The organism is Actinomyces sp. HMT 175 (genome assembly GCF_016694895.1).
Lineage (GTDB): Bacteria > Actinomycetota > Actinomycetes > Actinomycetales > Actinomycetaceae > Actinomyces > Actinomyces oris.
Genome location: NZ_CP068012.1, coordinates 2386742 through 2412469, shown reverse-complemented (window position 1 = coordinate 2412469; position 25728 = coordinate 2386742). Strand labels below are relative to the sequence as shown.

The 25728-nt window shown below is 70.9% G+C and carries 20 protein-coding genes; 18 read left to right on the top strand and 2 right to left on the bottom strand.

The genetic code is table 11. The annotated features are described in order from the left end of the window. Positions 1-5 precede the first annotated feature (5 nt). Together menD and JJJ14_RS10095 are read left to right on the top strand one after the other, a co-directional pair. Positions 6-1817 (top strand): 2-succinyl-5-enolpyruvyl-6-hydroxy-3-cyclohexene-1-carboxylic-acid synthase, encoded by a 1812-nt coding sequence (menD, locus tag JJJ14_RS10100; RefSeq protein ID WP_236592802.1) that lies wholly within the window; start codon positions 6-8, stop codon positions 1815-1817. Positions 1818-2028: 211 nt separating this feature from the next. Then, entirely contained in the window at positions 2029-3768 is a 1740-nt protein-coding gene (locus JJJ14_RS10095) for a S1C family serine protease (RefSeq protein ID WP_201444034.1), read from the top strand. Between the two features lie 23 nt (positions 3769-3791). Here JJJ14_RS10095 and JJJ14_RS10090 read toward each other — a convergent pair whose 3' ends face one another. Together JJJ14_RS10090 and JJJ14_RS10085 are read right to left on the bottom strand one after the other, a co-directional pair. Further along, positions 3792-5162: an isochorismate synthase gene (locus JJJ14_RS10090; RefSeq protein WP_201444033.1), complete on the bottom strand. Its 1371-nt coding sequence runs from the start codon at positions 5160-5162 to the stop codon at positions 3792-3794. Positions 5163-5196: 34 nt separating this feature from the next. Next, positions 5197-5922, bottom strand: a complete 726-nt coding sequence (locus JJJ14_RS10085; protein ID WP_201444032.1) for a demethylmenaquinone methyltransferase — start codon at positions 5920-5922, stop codon at positions 5197-5199. A gap of 377 nt (positions 5923-6299) precedes the next feature. Between JJJ14_RS10085 and JJJ14_RS10080 the strand changes: the two genes are divergently transcribed. The 16 genes from JJJ14_RS10080 (at position 6300) to JJJ14_RS10005 (ending at position 25618) form a co-directional block, all read left to right on the top strand. Further along, on the top strand, positions 6300-7601 hold the full coding sequence (locus tag JJJ14_RS10080) for a geranylgeranyl reductase family protein (protein ID WP_201444031.1): 1302 nt from the start codon (positions 6300-6302) through the stop codon (positions 7599-7601). Next, the gene (gene ndhC, locus JJJ14_RS10075) at positions 7598-7957 is read left to right on the top strand and encodes an NADH-quinone oxidoreductase subunit A (RefSeq protein ID WP_003787163.1); all 360 of its coding nucleotides are present in this window, start codon (positions 7598-7600) and stop codon (positions 7955-7957) included. The genes JJJ14_RS10080 and ndhC overlap by 4 nt, the downstream gene beginning before the upstream one ends. Positions 7958-8019: 62 nt before the next feature. Next, entirely contained in the window at positions 8020-8634 is a 615-nt protein-coding gene (locus JJJ14_RS10070) for an NADH-quinone oxidoreductase subunit B (protein WP_178385014.1), read from the top strand. Further along, positions 8631-9407, top strand: coding sequence for an NADH-quinone oxidoreductase subunit C (locus JJJ14_RS10065; RefSeq protein ID WP_010614069.1), 777 nt, complete (start codon positions 8631-8633; stop codon positions 9405-9407). The genes JJJ14_RS10070 and JJJ14_RS10065 overlap by 4 nt, the downstream gene beginning before the upstream one ends. After that, entirely contained in the window at positions 9407-10795 is a 1389-nt protein-coding gene (locus JJJ14_RS10060) for an NADH-quinone oxidoreductase subunit D (RefSeq protein ID WP_101558706.1), read from the top strand. The genes JJJ14_RS10065 and JJJ14_RS10060 overlap by 1 nt, the downstream gene beginning before the upstream one ends. After that, positions 10795-11565, top strand: a complete 771-nt coding sequence (gene nuoE, locus JJJ14_RS10055; protein WP_141406597.1) for an NADH-quinone oxidoreductase subunit NuoE — start codon at positions 10795-10797, stop codon at positions 11563-11565. The genes JJJ14_RS10060 and nuoE overlap by 1 nt, the downstream gene beginning before the upstream one ends. Continuing rightward, positions 11562-12893, top strand: coding sequence for an NADH-quinone oxidoreductase subunit NuoF (gene nuoF / locus JJJ14_RS10050; RefSeq protein ID WP_101558704.1), 1332 nt, complete (start codon positions 11562-11564; stop codon positions 12891-12893). Before nuoE ends, nuoF begins: the two co-directional genes overlap by 4 nt. A gap of 3 nt (positions 12894-12896) precedes the next feature. Then, positions 12897-15647 carry an NADH-quinone oxidoreductase subunit G gene (locus tag JJJ14_RS10045; RefSeq protein ID WP_201444030.1) on the top strand — a complete coding sequence of 917 codons (2751 nt, stop codon included), beginning with the start codon at positions 12897-12899 and terminating at the stop codon, positions 15645-15647. Next, positions 15644-17272 carry an NADH-quinone oxidoreductase subunit NuoH gene (gene nuoH / locus JJJ14_RS10040; protein ID WP_201444029.1) on the top strand — a complete coding sequence of 543 codons (1629 nt, stop codon included), beginning with the start codon at positions 15644-15646 and terminating at the stop codon, positions 17270-17272. Before JJJ14_RS10045 ends, nuoH begins: the two co-directional genes overlap by 4 nt. Continuing rightward, positions 17265-17975: an NADH-quinone oxidoreductase subunit NuoI gene (nuoI, locus tag JJJ14_RS10035; RefSeq protein WP_003787147.1), complete on the top strand. Its 711-nt coding sequence runs from the start codon at positions 17265-17267 to the stop codon at positions 17973-17975. Before nuoH ends, nuoI begins: the two co-directional genes overlap by 8 nt. Continuing rightward, a complete protein-coding gene (locus JJJ14_RS10030; protein WP_020991759.1) occupies positions 17972-18973 on the top strand; it encodes an NADH-quinone oxidoreductase subunit J in 1002 nt (333 codons plus the stop codon). Before nuoI ends, JJJ14_RS10030 begins: the two co-directional genes overlap by 4 nt. After that, the gene (gene nuoK / locus JJJ14_RS10025; RefSeq protein ID WP_003787144.1) at positions 18970-19275 is read left to right on the top strand and encodes an NADH-quinone oxidoreductase subunit NuoK; all 306 of its coding nucleotides are present in this window, start codon (positions 18970-18972) and stop codon (positions 19273-19275) included. Before JJJ14_RS10030 ends, nuoK begins: the two co-directional genes overlap by 4 nt. A gap of 17 nt (positions 19276-19292) precedes the next feature. Beyond that, entirely contained in the window at positions 19293-21287 is a 1995-nt protein-coding gene (gene nuoL / locus JJJ14_RS10020; RefSeq protein ID WP_201444028.1) for an NADH-quinone oxidoreductase subunit L, read from the top strand. 13 nt (positions 21288-21300) lie between these two features. Beyond that, positions 21301-22905: an NADH-quinone oxidoreductase subunit M gene (locus tag JJJ14_RS10015; protein ID WP_201444027.1), complete on the top strand. Its 1605-nt coding sequence runs from the start codon at positions 21301-21303 to the stop codon at positions 22903-22905. Further along, complete coding sequence (nuoN, locus tag JJJ14_RS10010) at positions 22902-24515, top strand: NADH-quinone oxidoreductase subunit NuoN (protein WP_009407422.1); 1614 nt, start codon at positions 22902-22904, stop codon at positions 24513-24515. The genes JJJ14_RS10015 and nuoN overlap by 4 nt, the downstream gene beginning before the upstream one ends. Further along, positions 24512-25618: a polyprenyl synthetase family protein gene (locus tag JJJ14_RS10005; RefSeq protein WP_101558697.1), complete on the top strand. Its 1107-nt coding sequence runs from the start codon at positions 24512-24514 to the stop codon at positions 25616-25618. The genes nuoN and JJJ14_RS10005 overlap by 4 nt, the downstream gene beginning before the upstream one ends. The last annotated feature ends 110 nt before the right edge of the window (positions 25619-25728 follow it).

Genomic DNA, 25728 nt, shown 5'->3' with positions numbered 1-25728 from the left:
CCCCTGTGACCGACTCCCCGGAGCGCCCGCAGCTCCCGCCCGCCATAGCCGACGCGCGCAGCCTCGTGGCGGCCCTCCTGGCCGAGGGCGTGCGCGAGGTCGTCCTGTGCCCGGGATCGCGCAGCGCCCCACTGGCGGAGGCCCTGGCCGACGCCGCCGACGCCGGGCGCCTACGGCTGCGCGTCGTGCTGGATGAGCGCAGTGCCGGCTTCATCGCCCTGGGGGCCGCCCGCGCCCACGCCCTGAACGGGCGCGGTCGCTGCGCCGCCGTCGTGACCACCTCGGGCACGGCCGTCTCCAACCTTCACCCGGCTGTCAGTGAGGCCGACGCCGCCGGCATCCCCCTGCTCGTCATCAGCGCTGACCGGCCCCACGAGCTGGTCGGCACCGGTGCCAGCCAGACCACCGAGCAGACCGGGCTCTTCGCACCGGCCCTGCGCCTGGGGGTGGATCTGCCCGCCGACCTGGCAGCCGACCTCGGGGGCCATGCGGCCGACGCCGCCATCGCCGGGCAGGTGCGCCGCGCCGTCGCTGCCGCCACCGGGACCCTCAGTCAGGATCCCGGGCCGGTCCAGATCAACGCCCGCTTCCGTCCGCCCCTGACGGTGGAGAACTCAGCGGAGAGCTCAGTGGGGGACACCGTGGAGGATGCGGTGCCGGCCGCTCCGGCACCGCCCTCCCCGCCCATGTTCCCGGCTGCCCGGGCAGCCGTGCTGGCCGGAACCCCGGAGGCCGGTGCCGGCCAGCCGGCCGGCTCTGGCTCCTTAGCGCAGGGGAGAGGGATCGTCGTCGCCGGTGACACCGCCCACCCGGGCGTTGGCACCCTGGCCAGGTCTCTGGCCGAGCACCTCAACTGGCCACTCCTGGCCGAACCCACCTCCCAGGCCCGCAGCGGCCCGCAGGCCCTGAGCCGTTACGCCGAGCTGCTGGGCACCCCTGCGGGTCGCGCGCTCGCCCAGCAGGCCGAGCACCTCCTCGTTCTGGGGCACCCCAGCCTCAGTCGCTCCATCACCGCGCTCCTGGGGCGCGAGGATCTCGACATCACCGTCCTGACCGAGCGTGCCCGGTGGACCGACGTCTCCGGGCGGGCTCGACGGGTCGTCCCCATGGACGGTCCCGATCATGAGCCTGCCGACGCCGCCGCCCTCCGTTCGGCCCGTCTAGTCGCCTCCCTCGGCCTGGAGAGCGCCGACACGGCCTGGACCGACTCCTGGCGCCGGGCCGTGGCGGATCTTCCCGAACCGGACCACTCCAGCAGCGCCGACGCCCTGGCCCGGGCCGTGTGGGAGGCCAGTCAGGCCCCCGGTGCCCCCACCCTTCTGCTGGGCTCGTCCATGACGGTGCGGCGCCTGGACCGACTCGCCCAGCCCGGCGCCGCTGCCCCGAAGGCGGTCGCGAACCGCGGCCTGGCGGGCATCGACGGCACCATCGCCACCGGGATCGGACTGTGGATGGCCTCAGGGGAACCGGTTCGCGCCGTCATGGGAGACCTCGCCTTCCTCCACGACGCCATGTCCTTGAACCGGGGTGTGCGAGAGGAGGAGGCCGACCTGCAGGTGATCGTCGTCGACGACGGCGGGGGCGCGATCTTCTCCCACCTCGAGTACGCCCGCACCACGCCAGCGGGCCGGTTCGAACGGCTCTTCACCGCCCCTCAGCGGGCGGATATCGCTGCGCTGGCGGCAGCCCTGGGGGCTCGCGTCCAGGTCCCCCATGATGTCGAGGCCCTCCGCGGACTCCTGGCTGAACCGGTCGACGGTGTGAGCGTCGTCGTCTGGGAGACCACGAGGCACGGTCCTCACACCGTGACAACATGAACGACGATAGAGATGGACGGAAACCAGCGGGATAGGACCTGCGGCGGTGGCCCCGGCTCAGCCCGAACCCACCGCCGGGCTCTCAGCCCGCTGCGATACAACAGTTATACGATCCACAGCACAGCCTCAGGGAATCATCGGAAACGGCACAGAGCCCTGGTGTTGTCTACTCGTGGATCTGAGAGGGCGACACGCCCGAGGAGGAGCACAGATGAGCGGATACGACGAGACGAACCCGGAGGCATACCGGCCCACTGAGCCCGAGGCGGCGGCGGACGGCGCTCACTCCGGTGTCGACTCCTGGTCCGCCAGCAGCCAGGCCAGCCCGGCAACGGCGTCTTCCGTCAGCGAGGGCGCGAGCGTGACCGAGGACCACGGCGGCTACGCGGATCTCTCCCAGGCCTACACCGCCGACGCCTCCCAGCCCGAGCCGGTCCTGCCTCAGGGGGCGAACGTGCAGCATGGGAACGAGACCCGGATACTTCCCACCGAGCCGCCGACCTCGCAGCTTCCCGCGGAGCAGTCCGCGTCGCTCTACGCGCAGCCCGCCCAGGGGCAGTACCAGCCCCAGCAGCCGTTCTACCAGCCGCAGCAGCAGCCTCAGGGGCAGTACCCCGCCCCTCAGGTGCAGCAGGCGGCGCCGTCCAGTTACTCATCCGCCCAGCAGCCCTACCAGGGGCAGCAGACGCATCTCGGCTCGCCCTATATGAGTGTCCCGACGACGCCCGGTGGCTACGCGCCGGCCGGCGCCCCCACCGGGGAGTCCTTCTATGCGGCCTCGGAGGCCACAGGCGCTGACAGCGGCACCAAGAGGCGCCGGCGGGGGCCGGGCTGGTTCGCCCTGGTCGCCTCCGTACTGGTCGCCTCCCTGCTGGGGGCCGGCGGTGCCGTAGGAGCGATCAAGGCTCTCGACGCCCGGGACGGAGGCGCGTCACAGCGCTCCACGGCCGCCCCCACCGCTATCGCCACCGGGAGCACGACCAAGACCGTTAACAGTGCCGGCCAGGCCCCCGACTGGGAGGCCGTCTCGGCCGCCGTGTCCAACGCCGTCGTCTCCATCGCCGTCGCCACGGACAGGGGCGAGGCCCTGGGCTCCGGAGTCATCTTCGACAAGGAGGGGCACATCATCACGAACAACCACGTGGTGGCGGGGGCCTCCAAGATCCAGGTGACGCTGGCCGACGGCCGCGTCTACGACGCTGAGACCACCGGTACCGACCCCGCCACCGACCTGGCGGTCATCCAGCTCAAGGACGCCCCCGACAACCTCACGGTCGCCCAGCTCGGAGACTCCGACAAGCTGGCCACCGGTCAGGACGTCATGGCGATCGGTAACCCGCTGGGCCTGTCCTCGACCGTCACCACCGGAATCATCTCCGCCCTCGACCGGCCCGTCGTCAACTCCCAGAATGAGGACGGATCGGGCGGTTCGGCGGTCTACACCAACGCCATCCAGATCGACGCAGCCATCAACCCCGGCAATTCCGGAGGGCCCCTTTTCGATGAGAAGGGGCGGGTCATCGGGATCACCAGCTCCATCGCCACGATGAGCCGCTCCGGCGGCGGCGAGGGAGGCTCGGGAAGCATCGGCATCGGTTTCGCCATCCCCGTCAAGCTGGCCGACAAGGTCGCCAAGCAGCTCATCAAGTCCGGGACGGCCACGCACGCCTACCTGGGAGTCAGCCTTGACACCGCTGGTGCCACGGCCGACGGCGAGAAGCGCGCCGGCGCCAAGATCACCTCGGTCGAAGGTGGCTCACCGGCCGACAAGGCCGGACTGAAGAAGGATGACGTCGTCATCGCCATCGATGGGAAGACCACCGCCCAGGGGTCGGCTCTCACCGGCTACGTGCGCCAGTACTCCGCCAACGACAAGGTCAAGCTCACGGTCATCCGCGACTCCAAGAAGCAGGACATCGACGTGACCCTGGCCGAGCGCAAGGACTCCTGACGCGATAGCCGCCCAGAGTCGTCTCAGAGACGCACGCCGAGTGCCCCCAGCATGGGGCGCATCTTGGCGGTCGTCTCCGCCAGCTCGTCGACCGGCTCGGAGTCCGGCATGATGCCGCCGCCCCCGAACACTCTCGCGGGCGACTGCGGTCCGGGACCTCCTGTGGGCAGCTGGGCGCTGCGCAACGCGATGCACCACTCGCCCTCGCCGTGCCAGTCCACCCAGCCCACGGGCCCGGCGTAACGTCCCCGGTCCATGGACTCGGCCTCCTCGATGAGGCGCGCCGCCGCCTGGGTTGGCGTCCCGCACACGGCCGCTGTCGGGTGCAGCGCGTCCACCAGGGCCAGCGCCCCGGTGTCTCCGGCAACAACCCCGGTGACGTCACTCGCCAGGTGCAGGACGTTCGGCAGCGTCAGGACAAAGCGGGCGGGGGCCTCCACCACCGAGCACAATGGTTCCAGCGCCGTGATCGCCGAGTCCCGGGCCAGCTCATGCTCCCGGTTGTTCTTCTCCGAGCCCTCCAGCCAGGAGGCCAGGCGTGCCGTCGCCAGAGCGTCCTCGCCGGCGTGCCGGCGGGCCGTACCGGCCAGCACCCTGCTCATGAGGCGTCGATCCTGTAGGCGCAGCAGCAGCTCAGGACTGGCGCCCACCATCTGGTCGACGGCGAAGACCCAGGTGGAGGGGTAGTCGCTGGCCAGGCGCTGCAGGACCGTACCGGTGGCCAGCGGCCCGCCCGGGTAGGCCAGCACGTCGCGGGCCAGGACCACCTTGCGGGCCTGCCCCGCACGCATCCGCTCCTGCGTGGCGCAGACCGCCCGGCACCACTGCTCCTCGCTGAGCGCCCCGGCCTCAACGGCGGTGGTGCCGCCGGAGTCCCCGGAGTCCCCATCGTCGTCGGCGGGCTCCCGGTCGACCGCTGCACGAGCATCGGCCACCAGTGCCCCCAGGAGCATCCCGGGATCCGGGTGCTCCGGCTCGCTCCCGTCGTCAGGTCCGGGCACCACGGTCGTCAGCCAGGCGCCGGAGTCGTCCAGCCCGACGAGGACCTCGGGAACCACCAGGACTGAGGACTGCTCGGAGCTGGGGGAGAAGGTGATCGCGCCCAGTGCCACCGGCCCGGTCCCGGGGCGGACCAGCGCATCACGCCACCAGGCCACGCCGACGACGGCCCGCCACGCGGCCCGCAGTGTCTCAATGCGGTCCGCCCCGCTGGCCTCGATCACCAGGACGCGGCCCAGGCCGATGAGTCCGCGCCCCTCGTGAACCCAGGAGCTGACGTCCTCGCGGCCCGCCAGTAGATCGATGAGAGCCAGCCCCTCCAGTGCACCCTCAGGCAGCTCATGGGTGCGGAAGGACAGCCGCGGCGGGGCGGCCAGGCAGTGCTCTGCCCTCACGACGTCGGCCCCGGGTCGCTGCTCAGGTCGGTTCTCACTGCTCGCCCTGGGCGGGCACGGGCCGCGTGGCCCGGTGAACCGCGACGATCCCGCCGGAGAGGTTCTTGTAGCCCACGCCCCGCCAGCCGGCCTGCTGCATGAGGCCGGCCAGCTCCCGCTGGTCCGGCCAGGCCAGGATCGACTCGCCCAGGTAGTCGTAGGCCTCGGTGTTCGACGAGACCAGGCGGGCGGCGGCCGGCAGGGCGCTGCCCAGGTAGAAGCGGTACAGGTGGCGGAAGGCCGGCCAGGTCGGGGTGGAGAACTCCGCGATGACGATCCGCCCGCCCGGTACCGTCACCCGGCGCATCTCCGACAGTGCCCGCGCCGTGTCCTGCACGTTGCGCAGCCCGTAGGAGATGGTGACGACGTCGAAGCTCTCGTCGGCGAAGGGCAGCGCCGTGGCGTCCCCGGCCACGAAGGCGATCTCGGGGTGGCGACGCTTGCCCTCGGCCACCATGCCGGTGGAGAAGTCGCAGGCCACGACCTCGGCGCCGTCGGCGGCGTACTCCACCGAGGAGGTGCCGGTCCCCGCGGCCAGGTCCAGGACTCGCGTCCCCGGCCTCGCGGCGACGGCCGCGCGCGTCACCCGGCGCCACATGTGCACCTGGAACAGGCTCATCACGTCATTGGACAGGTCGTAGCGGCGCGCAACGGCGTCGAACATCCCGGCGACCTCACGTGGGTCCTTGGCGAGGCTGGCTCGAAGGGGGGATCGGCTCATGGGGGTCATCATCGCAAATCCCGGCCGCGGTCTCGCCGCCAAGGCGTGCCGCAGACCGCTCCCAGCCGGCCTCCGACCGCGCCGGTGCCGCTCTAGGACGCAGGTCCCGTCCGACAGTGTTGAAATTCGTCACTCACTTGCAGCGTAATTCTGGGGCGCCACCATCTGCCGTTGAGGTGGGGACTTCTCTGAGGATTGCCGTCACGGCAACGAAAACTGCGGTTCGCCTCCTGTCTCGCCGCTCCCGTCATGGAGGCGTCGGTCGCCTGGGTACAGTCGGCACAGGCTCCGCCCAGTGCGGGGCCTGCATTACGGTGCCAACTGTGATGCCTATGACAACGCCCGCTGTACCAGAAGTGCCGAGGAGGGAAGCCCGAGTGAGCCAGGCAGCCGCCCAGTCCAGCGCCTCCGCCTCTGCCGACGTCATCGTCGTCGGGGCCGGCCCGGCCGGCTCCTCGGCGGCCTACCACATGGCCACTCTCGGCCTCGATGTCATCCTGCTGGAGAAGCAGGGGCTCGGCCGGGACAAGGTCTGTGGGGACGGCCTGACCCCCTCGGCCGTGCGCGAGCTGGTCTCCATGGGGATGGACACCACCGGCTGGCAGCGCAACCGCGGCCTACGCGTCATCGGCGGCGGGCACCTCCTCCACTTCCCCTGGCCGGAGCAGGCCTCCTTCCCCTCCTACGGGATGGCCCGCCCCCGCGCCCTGCTCGACCGCGACCTGGCCGAGCACGCCGCCGCAGCCGGCGCCCGCCTGCTCACCGGCGTCACCGTCACCGCCCCCGTCACCTCGCCCACCGGGCGCGTCACCGGTGTTGAGGCCCGCCCCACCAACCGGGTCGCCTACCCCGGCATCGAGGGGCCCACCACCTTCACCGCCCCGCTGGTCGTCGACGCCGGAGGCGTCTCGGCCCGCCTGGCCACCGCCGTCGGGCGCACCAAGAACGAGCGCCGCCCCATGGGCGTGGCCGTGCGCGCCTACTTCCGCTCCCCGCGCGCCAAGGACGCCTGGATGGAGTCCCGCCTCGAGCTGTGGGACGGCACTCCCGGCAAGTCCGACCTCCTGCCCGGCTACGGCTGGATCTGGTCCGTGGGGGAGGGGCTGGTCAACGTCGGACTCGGCTCGGTCTCCTCGCGCGCCCAGGCCACCGCCATCGACTACCGCGCCGTGTTCAACCGCTGGATGGACAACGTCCCGGCCTCCTGGGGCTTCACCAAGGAGAACCAGGTCGGCGGCCTGGTCAGCGCCGCCCTGCCGATGGCCTTCAACCGCAAGCCGCACTACGCAGACGGCCTCATGCTGTTGGGCGACGCAGGCGGCATGGTCTCGCCCTTCAACGGCGAGGGCATCGCCCAGGCCCTCATGTCCGGCCGCCTGGCCGCCCAGGCCGCCGCCCAGGCATCAGCCCGCACGACCACCTCCGGCCGTGAACAGGTCCTGGCCCAGTACCCCAAGGCCCTCAGCTCCGAGATGGGCGGCTACTACACGCTCGGCCGTGTCTTCGTCGCCCTCATCGAGCACCCCGAGGTCATGCGCCTGTGCACCCGCTACGGGCTGCCGCGCAAGCGCCTCATGAAGCTCGTCACCAAGCTCCTGTCCGACGGGTGGGAGCGCCGCGGCGGCGACGGAATCGACCACTTCATCCAGCTCCTGACAAGGATGGTGCCGGAAGCATGAACCCCTACGCCTCCCTGCTCATCATGGCCGCGCTGGCCCTCCTGGTGGCCGTCGGCGGTCTGGCCATGAGCGCCATCATCAGCCCCGCCCGGCGCAACCGGGTCAAGGTCGCCAACTACGAGTGCGGCATCGACCCCACCCCCGCCAACACCGAGCACGGGCGCTTCCCCGTCTCCTTCTACCTGGTGGGCATGACCTTCATCATCTTCGACGTCGAGGTGGTCTTCCTCTACCCCTGGGCGACGGCCTTCGGGCGCCTGGGCTTCTTCGGGCTGGGGGCGGCCGTCCTGTTCATCGGCCTCATCACCGTGCCCTACATCCTCGAGTGGCGTCGCGGCGGACTGGACTGGGACTGAAGCCGCTCTGAACGGCCAGGACCCAGCCCGACGATCCCAAGGAGAACACAGCAGTGAAGAGCATGAAGAAGCACAACGCCTACATGGCGTCCATCCCCTCCAAGCGCCACGACCCCTACGCCGCCGCTGCCGCCGAGGTGGACAGCCCGGGCTTCCTGCTGACCACCGTCGAGAAGCTCGCGGGCCTGGCCCAGGCCCGCTCCATGTGGCCCGTCACCATGGGCCTGGCCTGCTGCGCCATCGAGATGATGGCCGCCGGCACCCCCCGCTTCGACATGGCCCGCTTCGGCTGGGAGGTCTTCCGCGCCTCCCCGCGCCACGCCGACGTCATGATCGTCTCGGGCCGCGTCTCCCACAAGATGGCCCCCATCGTGCGCAACGTCTACGACTCCATGCCCGAGCCCAAGTGGGTCATCTCCATGGGGGCCTGCGCCTCCTCGGGAGGCATCTTCAACAACTACGCCGTCGTCCAGGGCTGCGACCACATCGTCCCGGTGGACATCTACCTGCCGGGCTGCCCGCCGCGCCCCGAGATGCTCCTCAACGCCATGCTCGAGCTCACCCGCCAGATCGAGAAGAAGCCGCTGTTCAAGCACCGCGAGGAGATCGCCCGCGCCGTCGAGGCCGCCGCGCTGTCGGCCACCCCCACCCATGAGATGAAGGGCCTGCTGGCATGAGTGAGAAGAACACCCCGGCACACGACTCAGGCTCCGAGGCCCTGACCGAGACTCCCGAGGCCCCCGCGGTCCCCGAGGTCGCCGGCACCCCCGTGCGCCCCGAGCTGCGCCTGGAGGTCATCACCGCCCCCACCGGCCAGTTCGGCGCCTCCGACGCAGGCGACACCACCGGCTACGGCGAGCACCGCAGCGTCGTCACCCTCGCCCCCGCCGCCGCGCGCCCCTACGGCGGATGGTTCGACGACGTCGTCGACGCCCTCATCGAGGACCTCCAGGAGGCCGGCATCGACCCGGCCGCAGCCATCGAGAAGGTCGTCATCGAGCACGACGAGCTCACCCTGTTCATCGCCCGCGAGCACCTGCTCGACGTCGCCCGCCCCCTGCGCGACGACCAGGACCTGCGCTTCGAGCTGTGCCTGGGCGTCAGCGGCGTCCACTACCCCGAGCTGGCCGGGCGCGAGCTGCACGCCTGCATCCAGCTCATGAGCCTGACCCACGGTGGACGCCAGCTGCGCCTGCAGGTCGCCTGCCCTGAGACCGACCCGCACGTGCCCTCCCTCGTCTCGCTCTACCCCGGCAACGACTGGCACGAGCGTGAGACCTGGGACCTCATGGGCATCGTCTTCGACGGCCACCCCCACCTGACCCGCACCGCCATGCCCGACGACTGGGTGGGCCACCCCCAGCGCAAGGACTACCCGCTGGGCGGCATCCCCGTCGAGTACAAGGGCGCCCAGACCCCGCCCGCCGACACCCGGAGGTCCTACCGCTGATGAGCACCGCACGCACCTTCCGCGCCTCCGGCCCCGCCACGGACGAGCTGTCCGCCGGCGCCGAGCAGTTCACCGTCAGCGGCGGAGACTGGGACGACGTCGTCGCCCAGATCGCCGAGCGCGACGAGGCCGACCGCCTGCGCAACGACCGGATCGTCCTCAACATGGGCCCGGTCCACCCCTCCACCCACGGCGTGCTGCGCCTGGTCCTGGAGGCCGACGGCGAGGTCGTCACCGAGGTCCGCGTCGGAACCGGCTACCTGCACACCGGTATCGAGAAGAACATGGAGTATCGCACCTGGGTGCAGGGCGAGACCTTCGTGACCCGCATGGACTACGTGGCCCCCTTCTTCCAGGAGGTCGCCTACGCGCTCGCCGTCGAGAAGCTCCTGGGCATCACCGACGACATCCCGGAGAAGGCCACCGTCACCCGTGTGCTGCTCATGGAGCTCAACCGCATCGCCTCCCACGTCGTGGCCGTGGGCACCGGGGGCAACGAGATGGGCGGCACCACGCTCATGACCATCGCCTTCCGCTGCCGCGAGAACATCCTCAAGGCCTTCGAGATGGTCTCCGGGCTGCGCATGAACCACGCCTACATCCGCCCCGGGGGCCTGGCCCAGGACATCCCCGAGGGCTTCACCGAGTTCGTGCGCTCGGTCATGCCGGACATCAAGAAGGACATCCACGAGCTCGAGCTGCTGCTCCTGGAGAACCCGATCCTCAAGTCCCGCTTCATCGGCGTGGGGGAGATCAGCCTGGCCGGAGGGCTCGCCCTGGGCCTGACCGGGCCCTGCCTGCGCGCGGCCGGCTACCCGCTGGACCTGCGGCGCACCAACCCGTACTGCGGCTACGAGACCTACGACTTCCGGGTTCCCACCTACAAGGTCTCCGACTGCTACAACCGCCTGCGCATCCGCCTGGACGAGGCCTACGAGTCCCTCAAGATCGTCTCCCAGTGCCTGGACCGCCTCGAGGAGATCGCCGCCCGCGGCGACGACCCCTCCAACACCACGATGGTGGCCGACCCGACCATCGCCTGGCCCGCCCGCATGTCCATCGCCACCGACGGCCAGGGCCAGTCCCTGGAGCACGTGCGCGAGATCATGGGCAGCTCCATGGAGTCCCTCATCCACCACTTCAAGCTGGTGACCCAGGGCTTCCGGGTCCCGGCCGGGCAGGTCTACCAGACCGTCGAGCACGCCAAGGGGATCCTGGGCGTCCACGCCGTCTCCGACGGCGGCACCCGCCCCTACCGGGTCCACTTCCGCGACCCCTCCTTCTCCAACCTGCAGTCGCTGGCCATGATGGGGGAGGGCGGCATGATCGCCGACCTCGTGCCCACCCTGGCCTCCATCGACCCCGTCCTGGGAGGCGTGGACCGCTGATGAGCACCACCGAGAACGCAGTCAACCCGGCCGTCGAGACCATCGCCACCGTCAGCGCGGTCGGCCCGGTGGGCACCGTCGCGCAAGCCGCCGTGGCCGCCGGCTACAGCTCAGAGGTCGCCCAGAGCCTGCAGGTCGACATCGAGCGGATCATCGCCCGTTACCCGGCGGGCAAGGAGCGCAGCGCCCTCATTCCGATGCTCCACCTCATCCAGTCCGTGGACGGCTACGTCTCCCCGGCCGGCATCGCCCTGTGCGCCGCCCGGCTCGGCCTGGAGCGGGCCGAGGTCAGCGCCGTAGCCACCTTCTACAGCCAGTTCCGCCGTCACCCGGTGGGCACCTACCACGTGGGCGTGTGCACCAACGCCCTGTGCGCCGTCATGGGCGGGGACGAGATCTGGAAGGCGGTCACCGAGCACACCGGCCTGGGCGCCGAGGAGACCAGCGAGGACGGCACCATCAGCCTCGAGCGCGTCGAGTGCAACGCCGCCTGCGACTACGCCCCCGTCGTCATGGTCAACTGGGAGTTCTTCGACAACCAGACCCCTGACTCCGCCGTCGCCATGATTAAGGCCCTCGAGCGCGGCGAGGACGTCGCCCCCACCCGCGGTCCCGAGACCGTCCCCACCTTCCGCGAGAACGAGCGCCTGCTGGCCGGCTTCGAGGACGGCCGCACCGACGAGGGGCGCGGCCCCGGCGAGCCGACCCTGCGTGGCCTGCGCATCGCCCGCGAGCAGGGCTGGACCGCGCCGAAGGAGGAGACCAAGTGAGTGACACCGCCACCTACACCGCGCCAGGGACCCTCACCCCGGTCCTGAGCGACCTGTGGGACCAGGAGCGCTCCTGGACCCTGCAGAGCTACCTCGACCACGGCGGCTACGAGGGCCTCAAGAAGGCCAAGACCCTCAGCTGCGAGGAGCTCATCGGCCTCATCAAGGACTCCGGCCTGCGCGGACGCGGCGGCGCCGGCTTCCCCACCGGCCTGAAGTGGTCCTTCCTGCCCCCGGTCGACGGCGGCCCGCGCTACCTCGTGGTCAACGCCGACGAGTCCGAGCCGGGCACCTGCAAGGACATCCCCACCATCATGTCCAACCCGCAGGCGCTCATCGAGGGCATCGCCATCACCTCGCGAGCCATCGGCGGCGACCACGCCTTCGTCTACCTGCGCGGCGAGGTCCCCCACGTCTACCGCCGCCTGCTCAGCGCCGTGCGCGAGGCCACCGAGTCCGGCCTGCTGGACACCGGCTTCGGGCTCGACGGCCAGCAGCGGCTTCGCATCACCGCCCACGCCGGCGCCGGCGCCTACATCTGCGGTGAGGAGACCGCCCTGCTGGACTCCCTGGAGGGCCGCCGCGGCCACCCCCGCCTCAAGCCGCCCTTCCCCGCCGTCGCCGGCCTCTACGCCCGGCCCACGGTGGTCAACAACGTCGAGACCATCGCCTCGGTCCCGGCGATCCTGGCCCGCGGCGCCCAGTGGTACTCCACCATGGGCACCGAGAAGTCCAAGGGCCACGGCATCTTCTCCGTCTCCGGCCACGTGGCCCATCCGGGCCAGTACGAGGCCCCCTTCGGCATCACCATGCGCGAGCTCATCGAGCTCTCCGGCGGCATCCGTCCCGGCCACGAGCTGAAGTTCTGGGTGCCGGGAGGCTCCTCGACGCCGATCTTCGGCCCCGACGAGCTCGACGTCCCCCTGGACTACGAGTCCGTGGCCGAGGCCGGCTCCATGCTGGGTACCCGCGCCCTGCAGGTCTTCGACGAGACCGTCTCCGTGGTGCGCGTGGTCACCCGGTGGACCGAGTTCTACCAGCATGAGTCCTGCGGCAAGTGCACCCCCTGCCGCGAGGGCACCTACTGGATGCGCCAGATCATGCTGCGCCTGGAGGCCGGGCGCGGTCTGCCCGGCGACGTCGAGAAGCTCGAGTCCATCGCCTCCAACATCGCCGGACGCTCCTTCTGCGCCCTGGGTGACGCCTCCGCCACCCCGGTCCTGACCGGCATCAAGCGGTTCCGCGAAGAGTTCGAGGCCGGCTACACCGCCGCCGCCGGCGAGCTCTTCCCCTACGCCGCCTCCTCCGTCTTCGAAAGCGCACGGTGAGCCATGACTGCTGAGACGACCACCAAGAGCTCCGCACCCGCGGCGCCCCCGGCCCCCGAGATGGTCCACATGACTATTGACGGGCTGCCCGTCGAGGTCGAGAAGGGGACCCTCCTCATCCGCGCCGCCGAGCAGGTCGGCGTGCGCATCCCGCGCTTCTGCGACCACCCGCTGCTCGCGCCGTCGGCCAACTGCCGCCAGTGCCTGGTGGAGGTGGCGATGCCCGGGCGCGACGGCGTCGTGCGGCCCATGCCCAAGCCCCAGCCCTCCTGCGCCATGACCGCCATGGAGGGCATGGAGATCTCCACCCAGGCCACCAGCGAGGTCGCCGCCAAGGCCCAGGCCGGCACCATGGAGTTCCTCCTCATCAACCACCCGCTGGACTGCCCGGTGTGCGACAAGGGCGGCGAGTGCCCTCTGCAGAACCAGGCCCTGGAGCTCATGGCCTCCGGCGCCCAGTCCGCCACCCGCTTCACCGATGTCAAGCGCACCTTCCCCAAGCCGCTGCGCCTGACCAGCAACATCCTGCTGGACCGCGACCGCTGCATCCTGTGCCAGCGCTGCGTGCGCTTCGCCGACCAGATCCCCGGTGACCCCTTCATCGCCCTCCAGGGCCGCGGCGGCGGGCACCCCTCCTTCGACATGGACGGCGAGCCCGAGCACGCCGGGGGCCTGTACTCCGAGCAGATCGGGCGCTTCGACGCCCGCGTCCTGGACTTCCACACCGAGGCGCCCCAGGAGGGGCTCGACGACGACCTCCAGACGATCCGCGGCGTGCCCTCCCTGAGCGCCCTGGGAGACCTGACCGGCCCCGGCGGCGAGCCCGGCGCCTCCGACGGCACCGACTACGGCCCCGACCTCGGCGCCGGCCGCGAGGATCTGGACGCCTCCGGGCGCCCCTTCGCCTCCTACTTCTCGGGCAACATCATCCAGATCTGCCCCGTGGGCGCCCTGACCTCCGCGAAGTACCGCTTCCGGGCCCGCCCCATGGACCTGGTCTCCACCGACTCCGTCACCGAGCACGACGCCTCCGGCTCCGCCATCCGCGTCGACATGCGCCGCGGCGTCGTCCTGCGTCACCTCGCCGGCAACGACCCCGAGGTCAACGAGGAGTGGATCACCGACAAGGACCGCTTCGCCTTCACCTGGTCCTCCCAGCCCGACCGCCTCACCGTGCCGCTCGTGCGCGACGAGGAGACCGGCGAGCTCGTCTCCACCTCCTGGTCCGACGCCCTGGACGTGGCCGCCCAGGGGCTGGTCCGCGCCGCCGCCGATGGGGGAGTGGGGCTCCTGCCCGGCGGCCGCCTCACCCTGGAGGACGCCTGGGCCTGGTCCCGCTTCGCCCGCACCGCCCTGGGCACCAACGACATCGACCAGCGCGTGCGCAGCCACAGCCAGGAGGAGGACTCCTTCCTGGCCGCCCGCGTGGCCGGCACCGGACTGGGCGCCGTCACCTACCGCCACCTGGAGCGGGCCGGTCAGGTCCTGCTCCTGGGCCTGGAGCCCGAGGACGAGTGCGGCTCCCTGTTCCTGCGCCTGCGCAAGGGCGTGCGCGCCGGCGGCGTCAAGGTGGCCACCGTGACCACCTGCCTGAGCGCCGGCAGCCGCAAGCTCTCCGCCCAGGCCATCCTCACCCCGCCCGGTGAGGAGGCCCGCGTCGTCGCCCACCTCAGCCAGACCCACCCCGAGCTCGTCGAGGCCCTGCGGGCCGACGGCGCCACCATCCTCATCGGTGAGCGCGCCGTCCGCGTCCCCGGCCTGCTGAGCGTCGCCGACGCCCTGGCCACCGCCACCGGCGCCCACCTGGCCTGGGTGCCGCGCCGCAGCGGCGAGCGCGGCGGCATCGAGGCGGGTCTGCTGCCCGGCCTCCTGCCCGGGGGGCGCCCCGTGACCGACCCCGAGGCCCGCGCCCAGGTCGAGCAGGCCTGGAACCTGGGCCCCGAGCACCTCCTGCCCGCGACGCCCGGCCGCGACGCCACCGCGATCCTCTCGGCGCTCCTGGAGGGGAGCCTGGGCGGCGCGGTTGTCGGCGGCATCGACCTGCGTGACTTCCCCGACCCGGGCCTGGCCCGCGCGGCCCTGGCCGCCAGCGGCTTCACCGTCCAGCTCGAGGTGCGCCGCAGCGAGGTCAGTGAGCACGCCGACGTCGTCCTGCCCGTGGCCCCGGCCGTGGAGAAGAACGGCACCTTCGTCAACTGGGAGGGGCGCGTGCGCCCCTTCGGCCAGGCCCACGTCTCGCGCTCGCGCACCGACCGCCAGGTCCTGGGCATGCTCGCCGACGAGATGGGAGTCGACCTGCAGGTCGACGACCTGGTCGTCCTGCACGAGCAGCTCGCCGACCTGGGCCTGTGGCGCGGGCAGCGCCCGTCGGTCGCCTTCGGGCCCGCCCCGGCGGTCTGCGCCGGCGCCCCCGCCCCCGCCGACGACGGCGTCGAGGCCCGACTGACCACTCACAAGCCCATGCTCGACGCCGGGCGCCTCCAGGACGGTGAGCCCTTCCTGGCCGCCACCGCCCTGCGCCCCGTCGCCCGGGTGGGCGCCGACCTCGCCCAGCGCCTGTCGCTGGCAGCCGGCCAGGAGGTGACCGTGGCGACCGCCGCCGGATCCATCACCCTGCCGGCCGTCGTCGGCGGCGTCAGCGACGGCACCGTGTGGCTGCCCGAGTGCTCGGCGGGCTCCACCGTCCACCAGACCCTGGGCGCCGGGCACGGCTCCCAGGTCACCGTGACCCATGCAGCGGAGGTACTGAGGTGAACCCGATCTACGCGGCTCAGGCCGCTGCCGACGACGCCCTGCCCAACGGGGGCGTGACCGCCGACTTCTCCGCCGAGACCTGGTGGCTGACCCTCATCAAGGCCGGCTTCATCGTCGCCTTCCTCATCGTCAGCGTCATGATGGCGCTGTGGGTGGAGCGGCGCGGCCTGGCCCGCATGCAGACCCGCCTGGGCCCCAACGTCAACGGCCCCCTCGGCCTGCTCCAGGCGGTCGCCGACGCCGGCAAGCTCATCATGAAGGAGGACTTCTGGCTCAAGGGGGCCGAGAAGGTCATCTACCTCCTGGCGCCGCTCATCGCCGCCTTCAGCGCCTTCATGGTCTACGCGGTCATCCCCTTCGGGCCGCAGGTGAGCATCTTCGGCCACTCCACACCCCTGCAGCTGACCGACTTCCCGGTGGCGGTCCTCTACATCCTGGCCATCACCGCCTTCGGCGTCTACGGGATCATCCTGGGCGGCTGGTCCACGCACTCCACCTACCCGCTCTTCGGTGCCGTGCGCAGCGCCGCTCAAGTCATCTCCTACGAGCTGAGCATGAGCCTGTCCATCCTCACGGTCTTCCTGGCCTCGGGGACCATGTCCACCTCCGGGATCGTGACCGCCCAGCAGCGCATCTGGTGGGCCGTGGCGATGGTGCCCAGCTTCATCATCTACGTCATCTCCATGGTCGGTGAGGTCAACCGCCTCCCCTTCGACCTGCCCGAGGCCGAGGGCGAGCTCGTCGCCGGCCACATGGTCGAGTACTCCTCGATGAAGTTCGCCTGGTACTTCCTGGCCGAGTACATCAACATGTTCAACGTCTCGGCCGTGTGCGTCACCCTGTTCCTGGGCGGCTGGCGCTCGGCGATCCTCAGCCTGTTCTGGGAGGGCGCCAACTCCGGCTGGTGGCCGATGCTGTGGTTCGTCGCCAAGGTCTGGGCCGTCATGTTCTTCATGATCTGGACCCGTGGGACCCTCGTGCGCATCCGCTACGACCACTTCATGAAACTGGGCTGGAAGGTCCTCATCCCGATCTCCCTGGTCTGGTTCGTGCTGGTGGCCGTGGTGCGCGCCTTCCGCACCTTCTCGGGCGCCTCCGTGCAGGCCCTGCTGCTGCCGATGGCCGTCGTCTTCTGCGTCATCATGTTCATCCTCTTCCTCATCCCCGACAAGGAGGAAGAGGAGGAGCTCTACGAGGACTATGAGGACGACGACGAGGACGCCGACGACGAGGATGTCGAGATCCTGGACGCCGAGGACGACCACGTCGCCTTCCTCGAGGGCTTCCCGGTCCCGCCGCCTCCGGGCACGTCCCTGCCGCCCTCACCGCGCGCCCGCCGCGCCGCCCTCGCTGCGGAGGAGACAGATCCCGAGACCGGGGCGGCCACCGCCGTCGGCCTCCTGGAGGACACCGACATCGAGGACGACGACGCAGCCGGCTCCGCAGACTCCGCCGCCTCTGCCGAGTCCCCCGACTCAGCAGATGTGGCCGGCACGGCAGCTCCGGCCGGTACGGACGCAGCCACCGCCCTGCCCACCTTCACTCTTGACCTCAAGGCCGATCCGGCCGGCGGCAAGGACACAGACACGGCCGCTGAGGCACCCCAGGAGGGAAAAGATGACTGATCGCCCCCACCGTTCCCGGGGCTCGCAGCACGACAAGTGGCTGCGTGACGCTCCCTCCGCCCTGGCCCGCGCCTTCGCGCCCGTGGCCGGCTACGGGGTCACCATCTCCTCGATGTTCCGCCCGGTGGTCACCGAGCAGTACCCCTTCGAACCGCCGCAGGTGATGCCCCGCTACCACGGGCGCCACCAGCTCAACCGCTACGACGACGGCCTGGAGAAGTGCATCGGCTGCGAGCTGTGCGCCTGGGCCTGCCCCGCCGACGCGATCTACGTCGAGGCCGCCTCCAACGAGCCCGGCGCCCAGTACTCGCCCGGCGAGCGCTACGGGCGCGTCTACCAGATCAACTACCTGCGCTGCATCTTCTGCGGCATGTGCATCGAGGCCTGCCCCACCCGGGCCCTGACCATGTCCACCGACTTCGACGAGCTCGTCGGCCCCGGCCGCGAGGGCCTCATCTACGAGAAGGAGGACCTGCTGGCCCCCGTGCCCGAGGGCGCCGTGTCCGCGCCCCACCCCATGGTCGAGGGCACCGAGGACGGCGACTACTACCGCGGGAAGGTCGTCGGCTCCACCCAGGCCCAGATCGACTGGGTGCGGAGCCACCGACCCGAGGACCCCAGCCTGGAGTCCGCCCGCGCCAAGGCCGCCCCCACCGCCTCCGGCCGGGGCAGCCGCCACACCGTGAAGGGAGCCCTGCGATGAGCACCCTGCTGATGACCGGCGCCCCCGCCGTCGCCCCGACCGCCCTGACTCAGGACGGTCACCTGGGGCTGGGCGAGGCCATCGTCTTCGGCGTCGTCGCCCTGGTCACCGTGGCCTGCGGCATCGGCGTCCTGACCGCCAAGCGCGCCGTGAACGCCGCCATCAACATGATCGGCATCATGATCTCGCTGGCCGTCCTCTACATCGTCAACGAGTCACCCTTCATGGGCATCACCCAGGTCGTGGTCTACACCGGCGCCGTCATGACCCTCGTCCTGTTCGTCATCATGCTCGTGGGCGTCGGCGGTGACGAGCCGGTGGGTGCCGCCGGTACCGTCATGAGGCGCCCGGTCCTCATCCTCCTGGGACTGGGGCTGGCCGGCGCCCTGACCGCCGTCGTGTGGCGCTCCACCCTGCCGAAGCCGGCCGGTCTCAAGGACGGCGCCAAGGCCGCTCCCGACCTGCTGGCCGTCACGCTCTACCACGACCACGTCGTCACCATGGAGCTGACCGCCATCCTGCTCATCGTCGCCGCCGTCGGCGCCCTGACCCTCACCCACCGCCAGCGCATCCGGGCCCGGCTCAGTCAGCGGGCGGTGGCCGCGGGCAAGATGCAGGACTACGCCGCCAAGGGCGCCCACCCGGGCCAGAAGCCCATGCCCGGCGTCTACGCCTCCACCAACTCCGCCGCCGCTCCGGCCCTGGACGCCCAGGGCGAGGCCGTCGAGGAGTCGGTGCCCCGGGTCCTGCGGGCCCGCGGCCAGGGCCTGGAGCTGTCGGACGTCTCCCCGGAGATGGGACTGGCCCAGCGCTCGGGCACGATCGTCTCCCGCCTGGCCGGGGCCGGCCAGACCGGTCGGACCGGCGGCCCCCGGGACGCCCGCCGCTCCGGGATGCCGTCCATGCCCGGCGCCGCCGCCCCCACCGTCAAGCAGCCCGTCCTCAGCGATGACGGGGCAGCCGACTCGGCCGCCCCGGAGCAGAAGGAGGAGAAGTGAGTCTCCCCATCACCGTCTACCTCATCCTGGCCGGGGTGCTGTTCACCCTGGGGGCACTCACGGTGCTGCTGCGCCGCAACGCCATCATCGAGCTCATGGGGGTTGAGCTCATGCTCAACTCCGTCAACCTCGTCCTGGTCACCTTCTCCCGGATCCACGGCAACCTCACCGGCCAGGTCTTCGCCTTCTTCGTCATGGTGGTGGCCGCCGCCGAGGTCGTGGTGGGTCTGAGCATCGTCGTATCCATCTTCCGCACCCGCAGGTCCACGTCGGTCGACGACGAGAACCTGCTCAAGAACTGAGGGGAGAGACCACCGACATGCTTCCCGCTCCTGTCACCGCCGTCGTGACCCCCCTGACCGAGGCCACCGGCCTGGCCTCCTGGGCCTGGCTGCTCATCGCCGTCCCCGCAGCCTCCGCCGCCTTCCTGCTGCTGGCCGGCCGCCGCTCCAACGCCTGGGGCCACTGGCTGGGGCTGGCGGCCTCCTTCGCCGCCGCCTGCCTGGGCGTGGGCATCCTCGTGCAGGTCCTGGGCCTGCCCGCTGAGGAACGCGTCATCGGCCTGCCCCTCTACCACTGGTTCTCCGCCGGGAACCTGAGCGTCGACGTCGGCCTGCGCCTGGACCCGCTGTCGCTGACCTTCGTCACGCTGGTCACCTGCGTCGGCTTCCTCATCCACCTGTACTCGGTGGCCTACATGGCCCACGACCGCGACCGGCGCCGCTTCTTCGCCTACCTCAACCTCTTCATCGCCGCGATGCTCACCCTGGTCCTGGGTGACTCCTACATCGTGCTCTTCGTCGGCTGGGAGGGCGTGGGGCTGGCCTCATACCTGCTCATCGGCTTCTGGAACACCGCCGACGCCGACGCCCCCCAGGGCGAGCAGGCCACCAGCCGCGAGAATGCCGCCGCTGCCAAGAAGGCCTTCATCATGAACCGTGTGGGCGACGTCGGCCTCCTGCTGGCCATGATGACGATGGTCGGGCAGGTCGGCTCGGTCTCCTTCGACGCCGTCTCCGCCGCCTCCCTCGACGGCTCGGTGAGCACCGGCTGGCTCACCGCCATCGGCTTCTTCCTGCTCCTGGCGGCCTGCGGTAAGTCCGCACAGTTCCCCCTCCAGGCCTGGCTGGGTGACGCCATGGCCGGCCCCACGCCGGTCTCGGCCCTCATCCACGCCGCCACCATGGTCACCGCGGGCGTCTACCTCATGGTCCGCTCCGCCGCCGTCTTCGAGGGCGCCCCCAGCGCCCAGACGGCCGTGGCCGTCATCGGCGCCATCACCCTGCTGCTGGGGGCCGTCATCGGAAGCGCCAAGGACGACATGAAGAAGGTCCTGGCCGCCTCCACCATGAGCCAGATCGGCTACATGATGCTGGGAGCGGGCCTGGGCCCGGTCGGCTACGCCTTCGCCATCTTCCACCTGCTCACCCACGGCTTCTTCAAGGCCCAGCTCTTCCTGGGGGCCGGCTCGGTCATGCACGCCATGGGCGACCAGGTCAACATGCGCCGCTTCGGCGGCCTGCGCGGCGCCATGACGATCACCTGGATCACCATGGGCATCGGCTGGCTCGCCATCCTGGGGGTGCCGCCCTTCTCCGGCTTCTGGTCCAAGGACCGCCTCATCGAGGCCGCCTTCGTCGGCGAGGGCGCCAAGCCCTGGATCCTGGGGACCATCGCCCTGCTGGGCGCGGGCCTGACCGCCTTCTACATGTCCCGCCTGTTCTTCATGATCTTCCACGGCAAGCAGCGCTGGACCACCAAGAAGGACCTGGAGGGCGAGGTCCACCCCCACGAGTCCGGCTGGCTCATGACCCTGCCCCTGATCGTCCTGTCCGTGTTCTCCGCGGGCCTGGGCGGGCTGCTGACCTACAACAACATGTTCGTCACCTGGCTGGAGCCGGTCACCGGTCACGCCGAGCACGGCGAGCCGGTCCTGCCGGCCACCGTCATCATGGGCGCCACCCTCGCCCTGGTCGTCGTCGGGGTTCTCGTGGCCTGGTGGATGTACGTGCGCCGCCCGGTGCCCGTCGTCCTGCAGCCGGCCAACCCCCTGGTGGAGGCCGCCCGCAAGGACATGTACCAGGACGCCATCAACGAGGCCCTGGCCATGCGCACCGGCCAGGGACTGGTCCTGGCCACCGACGCCGTCGAGCGCTACGTCGTCGACGGCGCCATCGAGGGTGCCGCCGCGGGCACCGGCGCCCTGGGGCGCCTGACCCGCCGTACCGAGTCCGGGTACGTGCGCTCCTACGCCGGCTACATGCTGGCCGGAACGGTCCTCGTACTCATCGCCGTCCTGGCCGCCAGGTTCTGAGAGGACACGACACATGCCGACTCTTCCCGCATCGCTGCCCGTCCTGACCGTCATGGCGGTCACGCCACTGGCCGGGGCGCTCCTGCTGTGGCTGGTCCCGCCACTGCGCCGGCTCTACGCCCGCGCCGTGGGCCTCGTGTTCTCCCTGGCGGTCCTCGCCCTGGGGCTGTGGGCGCTGAGCGCCTTCGACCTGGCTCAAGCCAGCACCGTCCAGCTGACCGACACCCACTCCTGGATCCCCGCCATCGGCGCCTCCTGGGCACTGGGCGTCAACGGCCTGGGCCTGTCCATGGTGCTGCTGGGCGCCTTCGTCACGCCCCTGGTGCTGCTCGCCTCCTGGGGTGAGGTCCCCGCCGACCGGCAGGGCCTGTTCACCGGGCTCGTCCTGACGCTGGAGTTCTTCGTCGTCGTCATCTTCTCGGCCCGGGACCTGCTCCTGTTCTACCTGTGCTTCGAGGCGATGCTCATCCCGGTGTACTTCCTCATCGGCTGCTTCGGCGGGCAGAATCGCCAGCGCGCCGCCCTGAAGTTCCTCCTGTACTCCCTGGCCGGCGGGCTCATCATGCTCATCGGCGTCATCGCCGTCTCCCTGCACTCCGCCAAGAACGGCGTCCCCAGCTTCCTCATCGACTCGGTGGCCGCCAACCTGCACGTGTCCACCTCCGCCGGTCACTGGATCTTCCTGACCTTCTTCATCGCCTTCGCCATCAAGGCGCCGCTGGTCCCGGTCCACACCTGGCTGCCCGACACCGCCGAGCAGGCCACCCCGGGCACCTCGGTGCTGCTCATCGGCATCCTCGACAAGATCGGCACCTTCGGGATGATTACCCTGGTCCTGCCGATCTTCCCGGAGGCCTCCCGCTGGGCCGCCCCAGTGATCCTGGTCCTGGCGGTCGTCTCCATCATCTACGGGGGCCTGGCCGCCATCGCCCAGGACAACCTCTACCGCCTCATCTCCTACACCTCCGTGAGCCACTTCGGCTTCATGGTCCTGGGAATCTTCATCGGCAACCAGGTGGCCGCCAACGGCGCCATGGTCTACATGGTGGCCCACGGGCTGTCCATTGCCGGCCTCTACCTGGTCACCGGCTTCATGGCCCGGCGCACCGGGACGGTCGCCATCAGCGAGCTCGGCGGCATCGCCCGGGTCATGCCGCTGGTGGCCGGCACCTTCCTGGTCAGCGGGCTGGCCTCCATCGCCCTGCCGGGCCTGAGCGGGTTCGTGCCCGAGTGGATGGTGCTCACCGGCACCTTCTCGGTCTCGCTGGCCCTGGGCGGTGCGGCCGTCGTCGGCGTCGTCATCGCCGCCGTCTACATGCTGCTGCCCTACCAGCGGGTCTTCACCGGGGCGCCCGCCCCCGAGCGCGTGGGCAGCCCCGACCTCGACGGGCGCGAGCGCCTCGTCGTCGTCCCCATCATCGCCGCGATGCTCGCGCTCGGACTGGCCCCGGGCGTCTTGACGTCCGCCTTCGACGACGTCGCCCGGCAGGTCGCGCTCACGGTCACCAGCTCCTCGCAGGCTGAGGCCTCAGCCCGCGGCGCCGGTGACAGCCCCGATGCCGGCGGTGCGACTGACGCTCCCGCCGCCTCCACCGCTACGGAAGGGAACACCAAGTGAGCCCCTCAGCCACTGCCCCGATCGTCAACTGGGACGCCCTGACGCCGGTCCTCATCATCCTGGGCGCCGGTGTCCTGGGTGTCCTCGTGGAGGCCTTCATCGCTCGTCCTGCCCGTCTGGCCATCCAGTCCACGCTGAGCTTCCTGGCCATCCTGGCCTCCGGGGTCTCCCTGTTCCTGCGCTGGGGCGAGGTCAAGGCCGCCGGGGCCGCCGCCGCGGCCGTGCCCCAGTTCCAGCTCCCCAAGGGCTTCCTGCCGGGCGCCCGCATGTCCGCGGGCCTGACCGAGGACCCCTTCTCCATCGCCGCCCAGGGCATCCTCCTGGTCATCGGGCTGCTGGCCGTCCTGGTGATGGCCGACCGCACCTCGGTCGGCGATGGGGCCTTCGCGGCCCAGGCCGCCGACCGGCCCGGCAGTGCGGAGGAGAGCGAGTCCATCCTGGCCGGCTGGACCACGACCGAGATCTTCCCCCTGACCCTGTTCTCACTGGGCGGCATGATGCTCTTCGGGGCCAGCAGTGACCTCATCACGCTGTTCGTCATCCTGGAGATGATCTCCCTGCCGCTGTACATCCTGGCGGCCACCGCCCGCCACCGCCGGCTCCTCAGCCAGGAGGCGGCGCTGAAGTACTTCGTGCTGGGGGCCTTCGCCTCCGCCTTCCTCCTCATGGGCTCGGCCCTGCTCTACGGGGTGGCCGGCGCCGTCGACTACAAGACCCTGGGCGAGGCCGTGAGCAGCGCGGCGGGGCAGGACTGGCTCATCCTGGCCGGCCTCATGCTGGTGATCGTCGGCCTGCTGTTCAAGGTGGCGGCCGTGCCCTTCCACGCCTGGAGCCCGGACGTCTACCAGGGTGCCCCCACCCCGGTCACCGGGTTCATGGCCGCCGGCGTCAAGGCCGCCGCCTTCCTGGCCCTGGTGCGCTTCTACTACCTGATCGCCGGCGCCATGGGCTGGGACCTGGCCCCCGCCCTGTGGGCCGTGGCGGCACTGACCATGCTCCTGGGCACCGTCGTCGGGGTGGTTCAGCGCGACGTCAAGCGCATGCTCGCCTACTCGGCCATCGCCCACGCCGGCTTCATGCTCATCGGGATCGGGGCCTACTCCAAGGCAGCGATCTCCGCGCTTAGCTTCTACGCCCTGACCTACGGGATCGCCACCGTGGGGGCCTTCGGCATCGTCACCCTGGTGCGCTCCCACCGCGACGGTTCGGTGGGCGGAGAGGACGGCGACCTGGATGCCTTCAAGGGCCTGGGACGCCGCAGCCCCTGGGCGGCCGGTGCCATGACCGTCTTCCTGCTGTCCTTCGCCGGAGTGCCCCTGACGGCCGGCTTCATGGCCAAGTTCCGGCTCTTCGCCACCGGCCTGAGCGGCAACGGGACGCCCTTCGTCATCCTCGCCGTCGTCTGCTCGGCCGTGACCGCCTTCTTCTACATGAGGCTCATCGTGCTCATGTTCTTCCATGAGCCCGACGGCGAGCGCTCCGTGGTCGTGGGCAGCCGCGGCCCGATCATCCTGGCGGTCAGCGTTGCGGTGATGGCCACAATCGGGTTGGGCATTTTGCCGCAGACCGCCTTCGACCTGTTCGACCAGACGGCTATGCTCCTTCCGTGATCGGATCACTGCCGCTGAGCGCCCCCGAGCTGGAGTCGCGCATCATCCCCGCCCTCCAGACCATTGAGGACCGCCTCATGGAGGTGGTCACCAGCGCCGACGAGACCATCAATCCGCCGACCTCGCACCTGGCCGAGGCCGGGGGCAAGCGCCTGCGTCCGGTCCTGGCCCTGCTGACCGCCCAGCTCGGCGACCCGGCCCTGGCCACCGGTGAGGAGATCCGCGACGCCGGGGTGGCCGTGGAGCTGACCCACATCGCCACCCTCTACCACGACGACGTCATGGACGAGGCCCCGCTGCGCCGCGGCGCCCCGAGCGCCCAGACCGTGTGGGGCAACTCCGCCGCCATCCTCACCGGCGACGTCCTCGTGGCCCGGGCTTCCCAGCTGGTGGCGGCCCTCAGCCCGGAGGCCGTCATGGCCCACGCCAAGACCTTCGAGCGCCTGTGCATGGGCCAGCTCCACGAGACCCTGCCACGCCCGGCAGGTACCGATCCGGTCGACCACTACATCCAGGTTCTGGCGGACAAGACCGGCTCCCTCATCGCAGTGTCCGCGCGCTACGGGGCGATGCTCACCGGTGCCGGGACGCACACCGAGCAGATCGTGGAGGAGTTCGGCGAGCGGATCGGTGTGGCCTTCCAGCTGGCAGACGACGTCATCGACCTCATGAGCGACTCGGCCACCACCGGCAAGACCCCCGGCACCGACCTGCGCGAGGGAGTGGACACCATGCCGGTCCTCCTCCTGCGCAAGGCCCTGGCGGCCGGCGAGCTCGACGCCGCCGGCCAGGCCATCCTCTCGCGCCTGTCCAGCGGCGACCTGTCCGATGACGCCTTCCTGTCCGACGTCGTCGCTCGCCTGCGTGAGCACCCCGTCCTGGCCCGTACCCGCGAGATGGCCATGGACTGGGCTGCTCAGGCAGTGGAGGGCCTGGAGGGACTGGAGGAGGCCGTCCTTGACGGAACCCGGCAGCGCCTGGCCCAGGCTGGCATCGAGGGCGAGGCCGCCGCGGCGGCTATGACTGATGCCGGTGAGCGGGTGAGGCAGGTGCGTGCGGCCATGGAGGACTTCGCCCGCATCCTCGTGGACCGGGCCGCCTGAGCAGTCGGCCTGGGAGCTGACGAGGCTCCGCAACTACCCATGACTCCCCATGGGCTCATGGGGAGCAAATGGGGAGTGATGGGGAGTTCCCCATCGTGGGTAGTGGATTG

What these genes read in the sequence shown, in the direction of transcription:
- JJJ14_RS10095 (WP_201444034.1), top strand. Translation starts at nt 2,029, where the DNA reads ATGAGCGGATACGACGAGACGAACCCGGAGGCATACCGGCCCACTGAG.
- JJJ14_RS10085 (WP_201444032.1), bottom strand. Translation starts at nt 5,922, where the DNA reads ATGAGCCGATCCCCCCTTCGAGCCAGCCTCGCCAAGGACCCACGTGAG.
- ndhC (WP_003787163.1), top strand. Translation starts at nt 7,598, where the DNA reads ATGAACCCCTACGCCTCCCTGCTCATCATGGCCGCGCTGGCCCTCCTG.
- JJJ14_RS10070 (WP_178385014.1), top strand. Translation starts at nt 8,020, where the DNA reads ATGAAGAAGCACAACGCCTACATGGCGTCCATCCCCTCCAAGCGCCAC.
- JJJ14_RS10065 (WP_010614069.1), top strand. Translation starts at nt 8,631, where the DNA reads ATGAGTGAGAAGAACACCCCGGCACACGACTCAGGCTCCGAGGCCCTG.
- JJJ14_RS10060 (WP_101558706.1), top strand. Translation starts at nt 9,407, where the DNA reads ATGAGCACCGCACGCACCTTCCGCGCCTCCGGCCCCGCCACGGACGAG.
- nuoE (WP_141406597.1), top strand. Translation starts at nt 10,795, where the DNA reads ATGAGCACCACCGAGAACGCAGTCAACCCGGCCGTCGAGACCATCGCC.
- JJJ14_RS10045 (WP_201444030.1), top strand. Translation starts at nt 12,897, where the DNA reads ATGACTGCTGAGACGACCACCAAGAGCTCCGCACCCGCGGCGCCCCCG.
- nuoI (WP_003787147.1), top strand. Translation starts at nt 17,265, where the DNA reads ATGACTGATCGCCCCCACCGTTCCCGGGGCTCGCAGCACGACAAGTGG.
- JJJ14_RS10030 (WP_020991759.1), top strand. Translation starts at nt 17,972, where the DNA reads ATGAGCACCCTGCTGATGACCGGCGCCCCCGCCGTCGCCCCGACCGCC.
- nuoL (WP_201444028.1), top strand. Translation starts at nt 19,293, where the DNA reads ATGCTTCCCGCTCCTGTCACCGCCGTCGTGACCCCCCTGACCGAGGCC.
- JJJ14_RS10015 (WP_201444027.1), top strand. Translation starts at nt 21,301, where the DNA reads ATGCCGACTCTTCCCGCATCGCTGCCCGTCCTGACCGTCATGGCGGTC.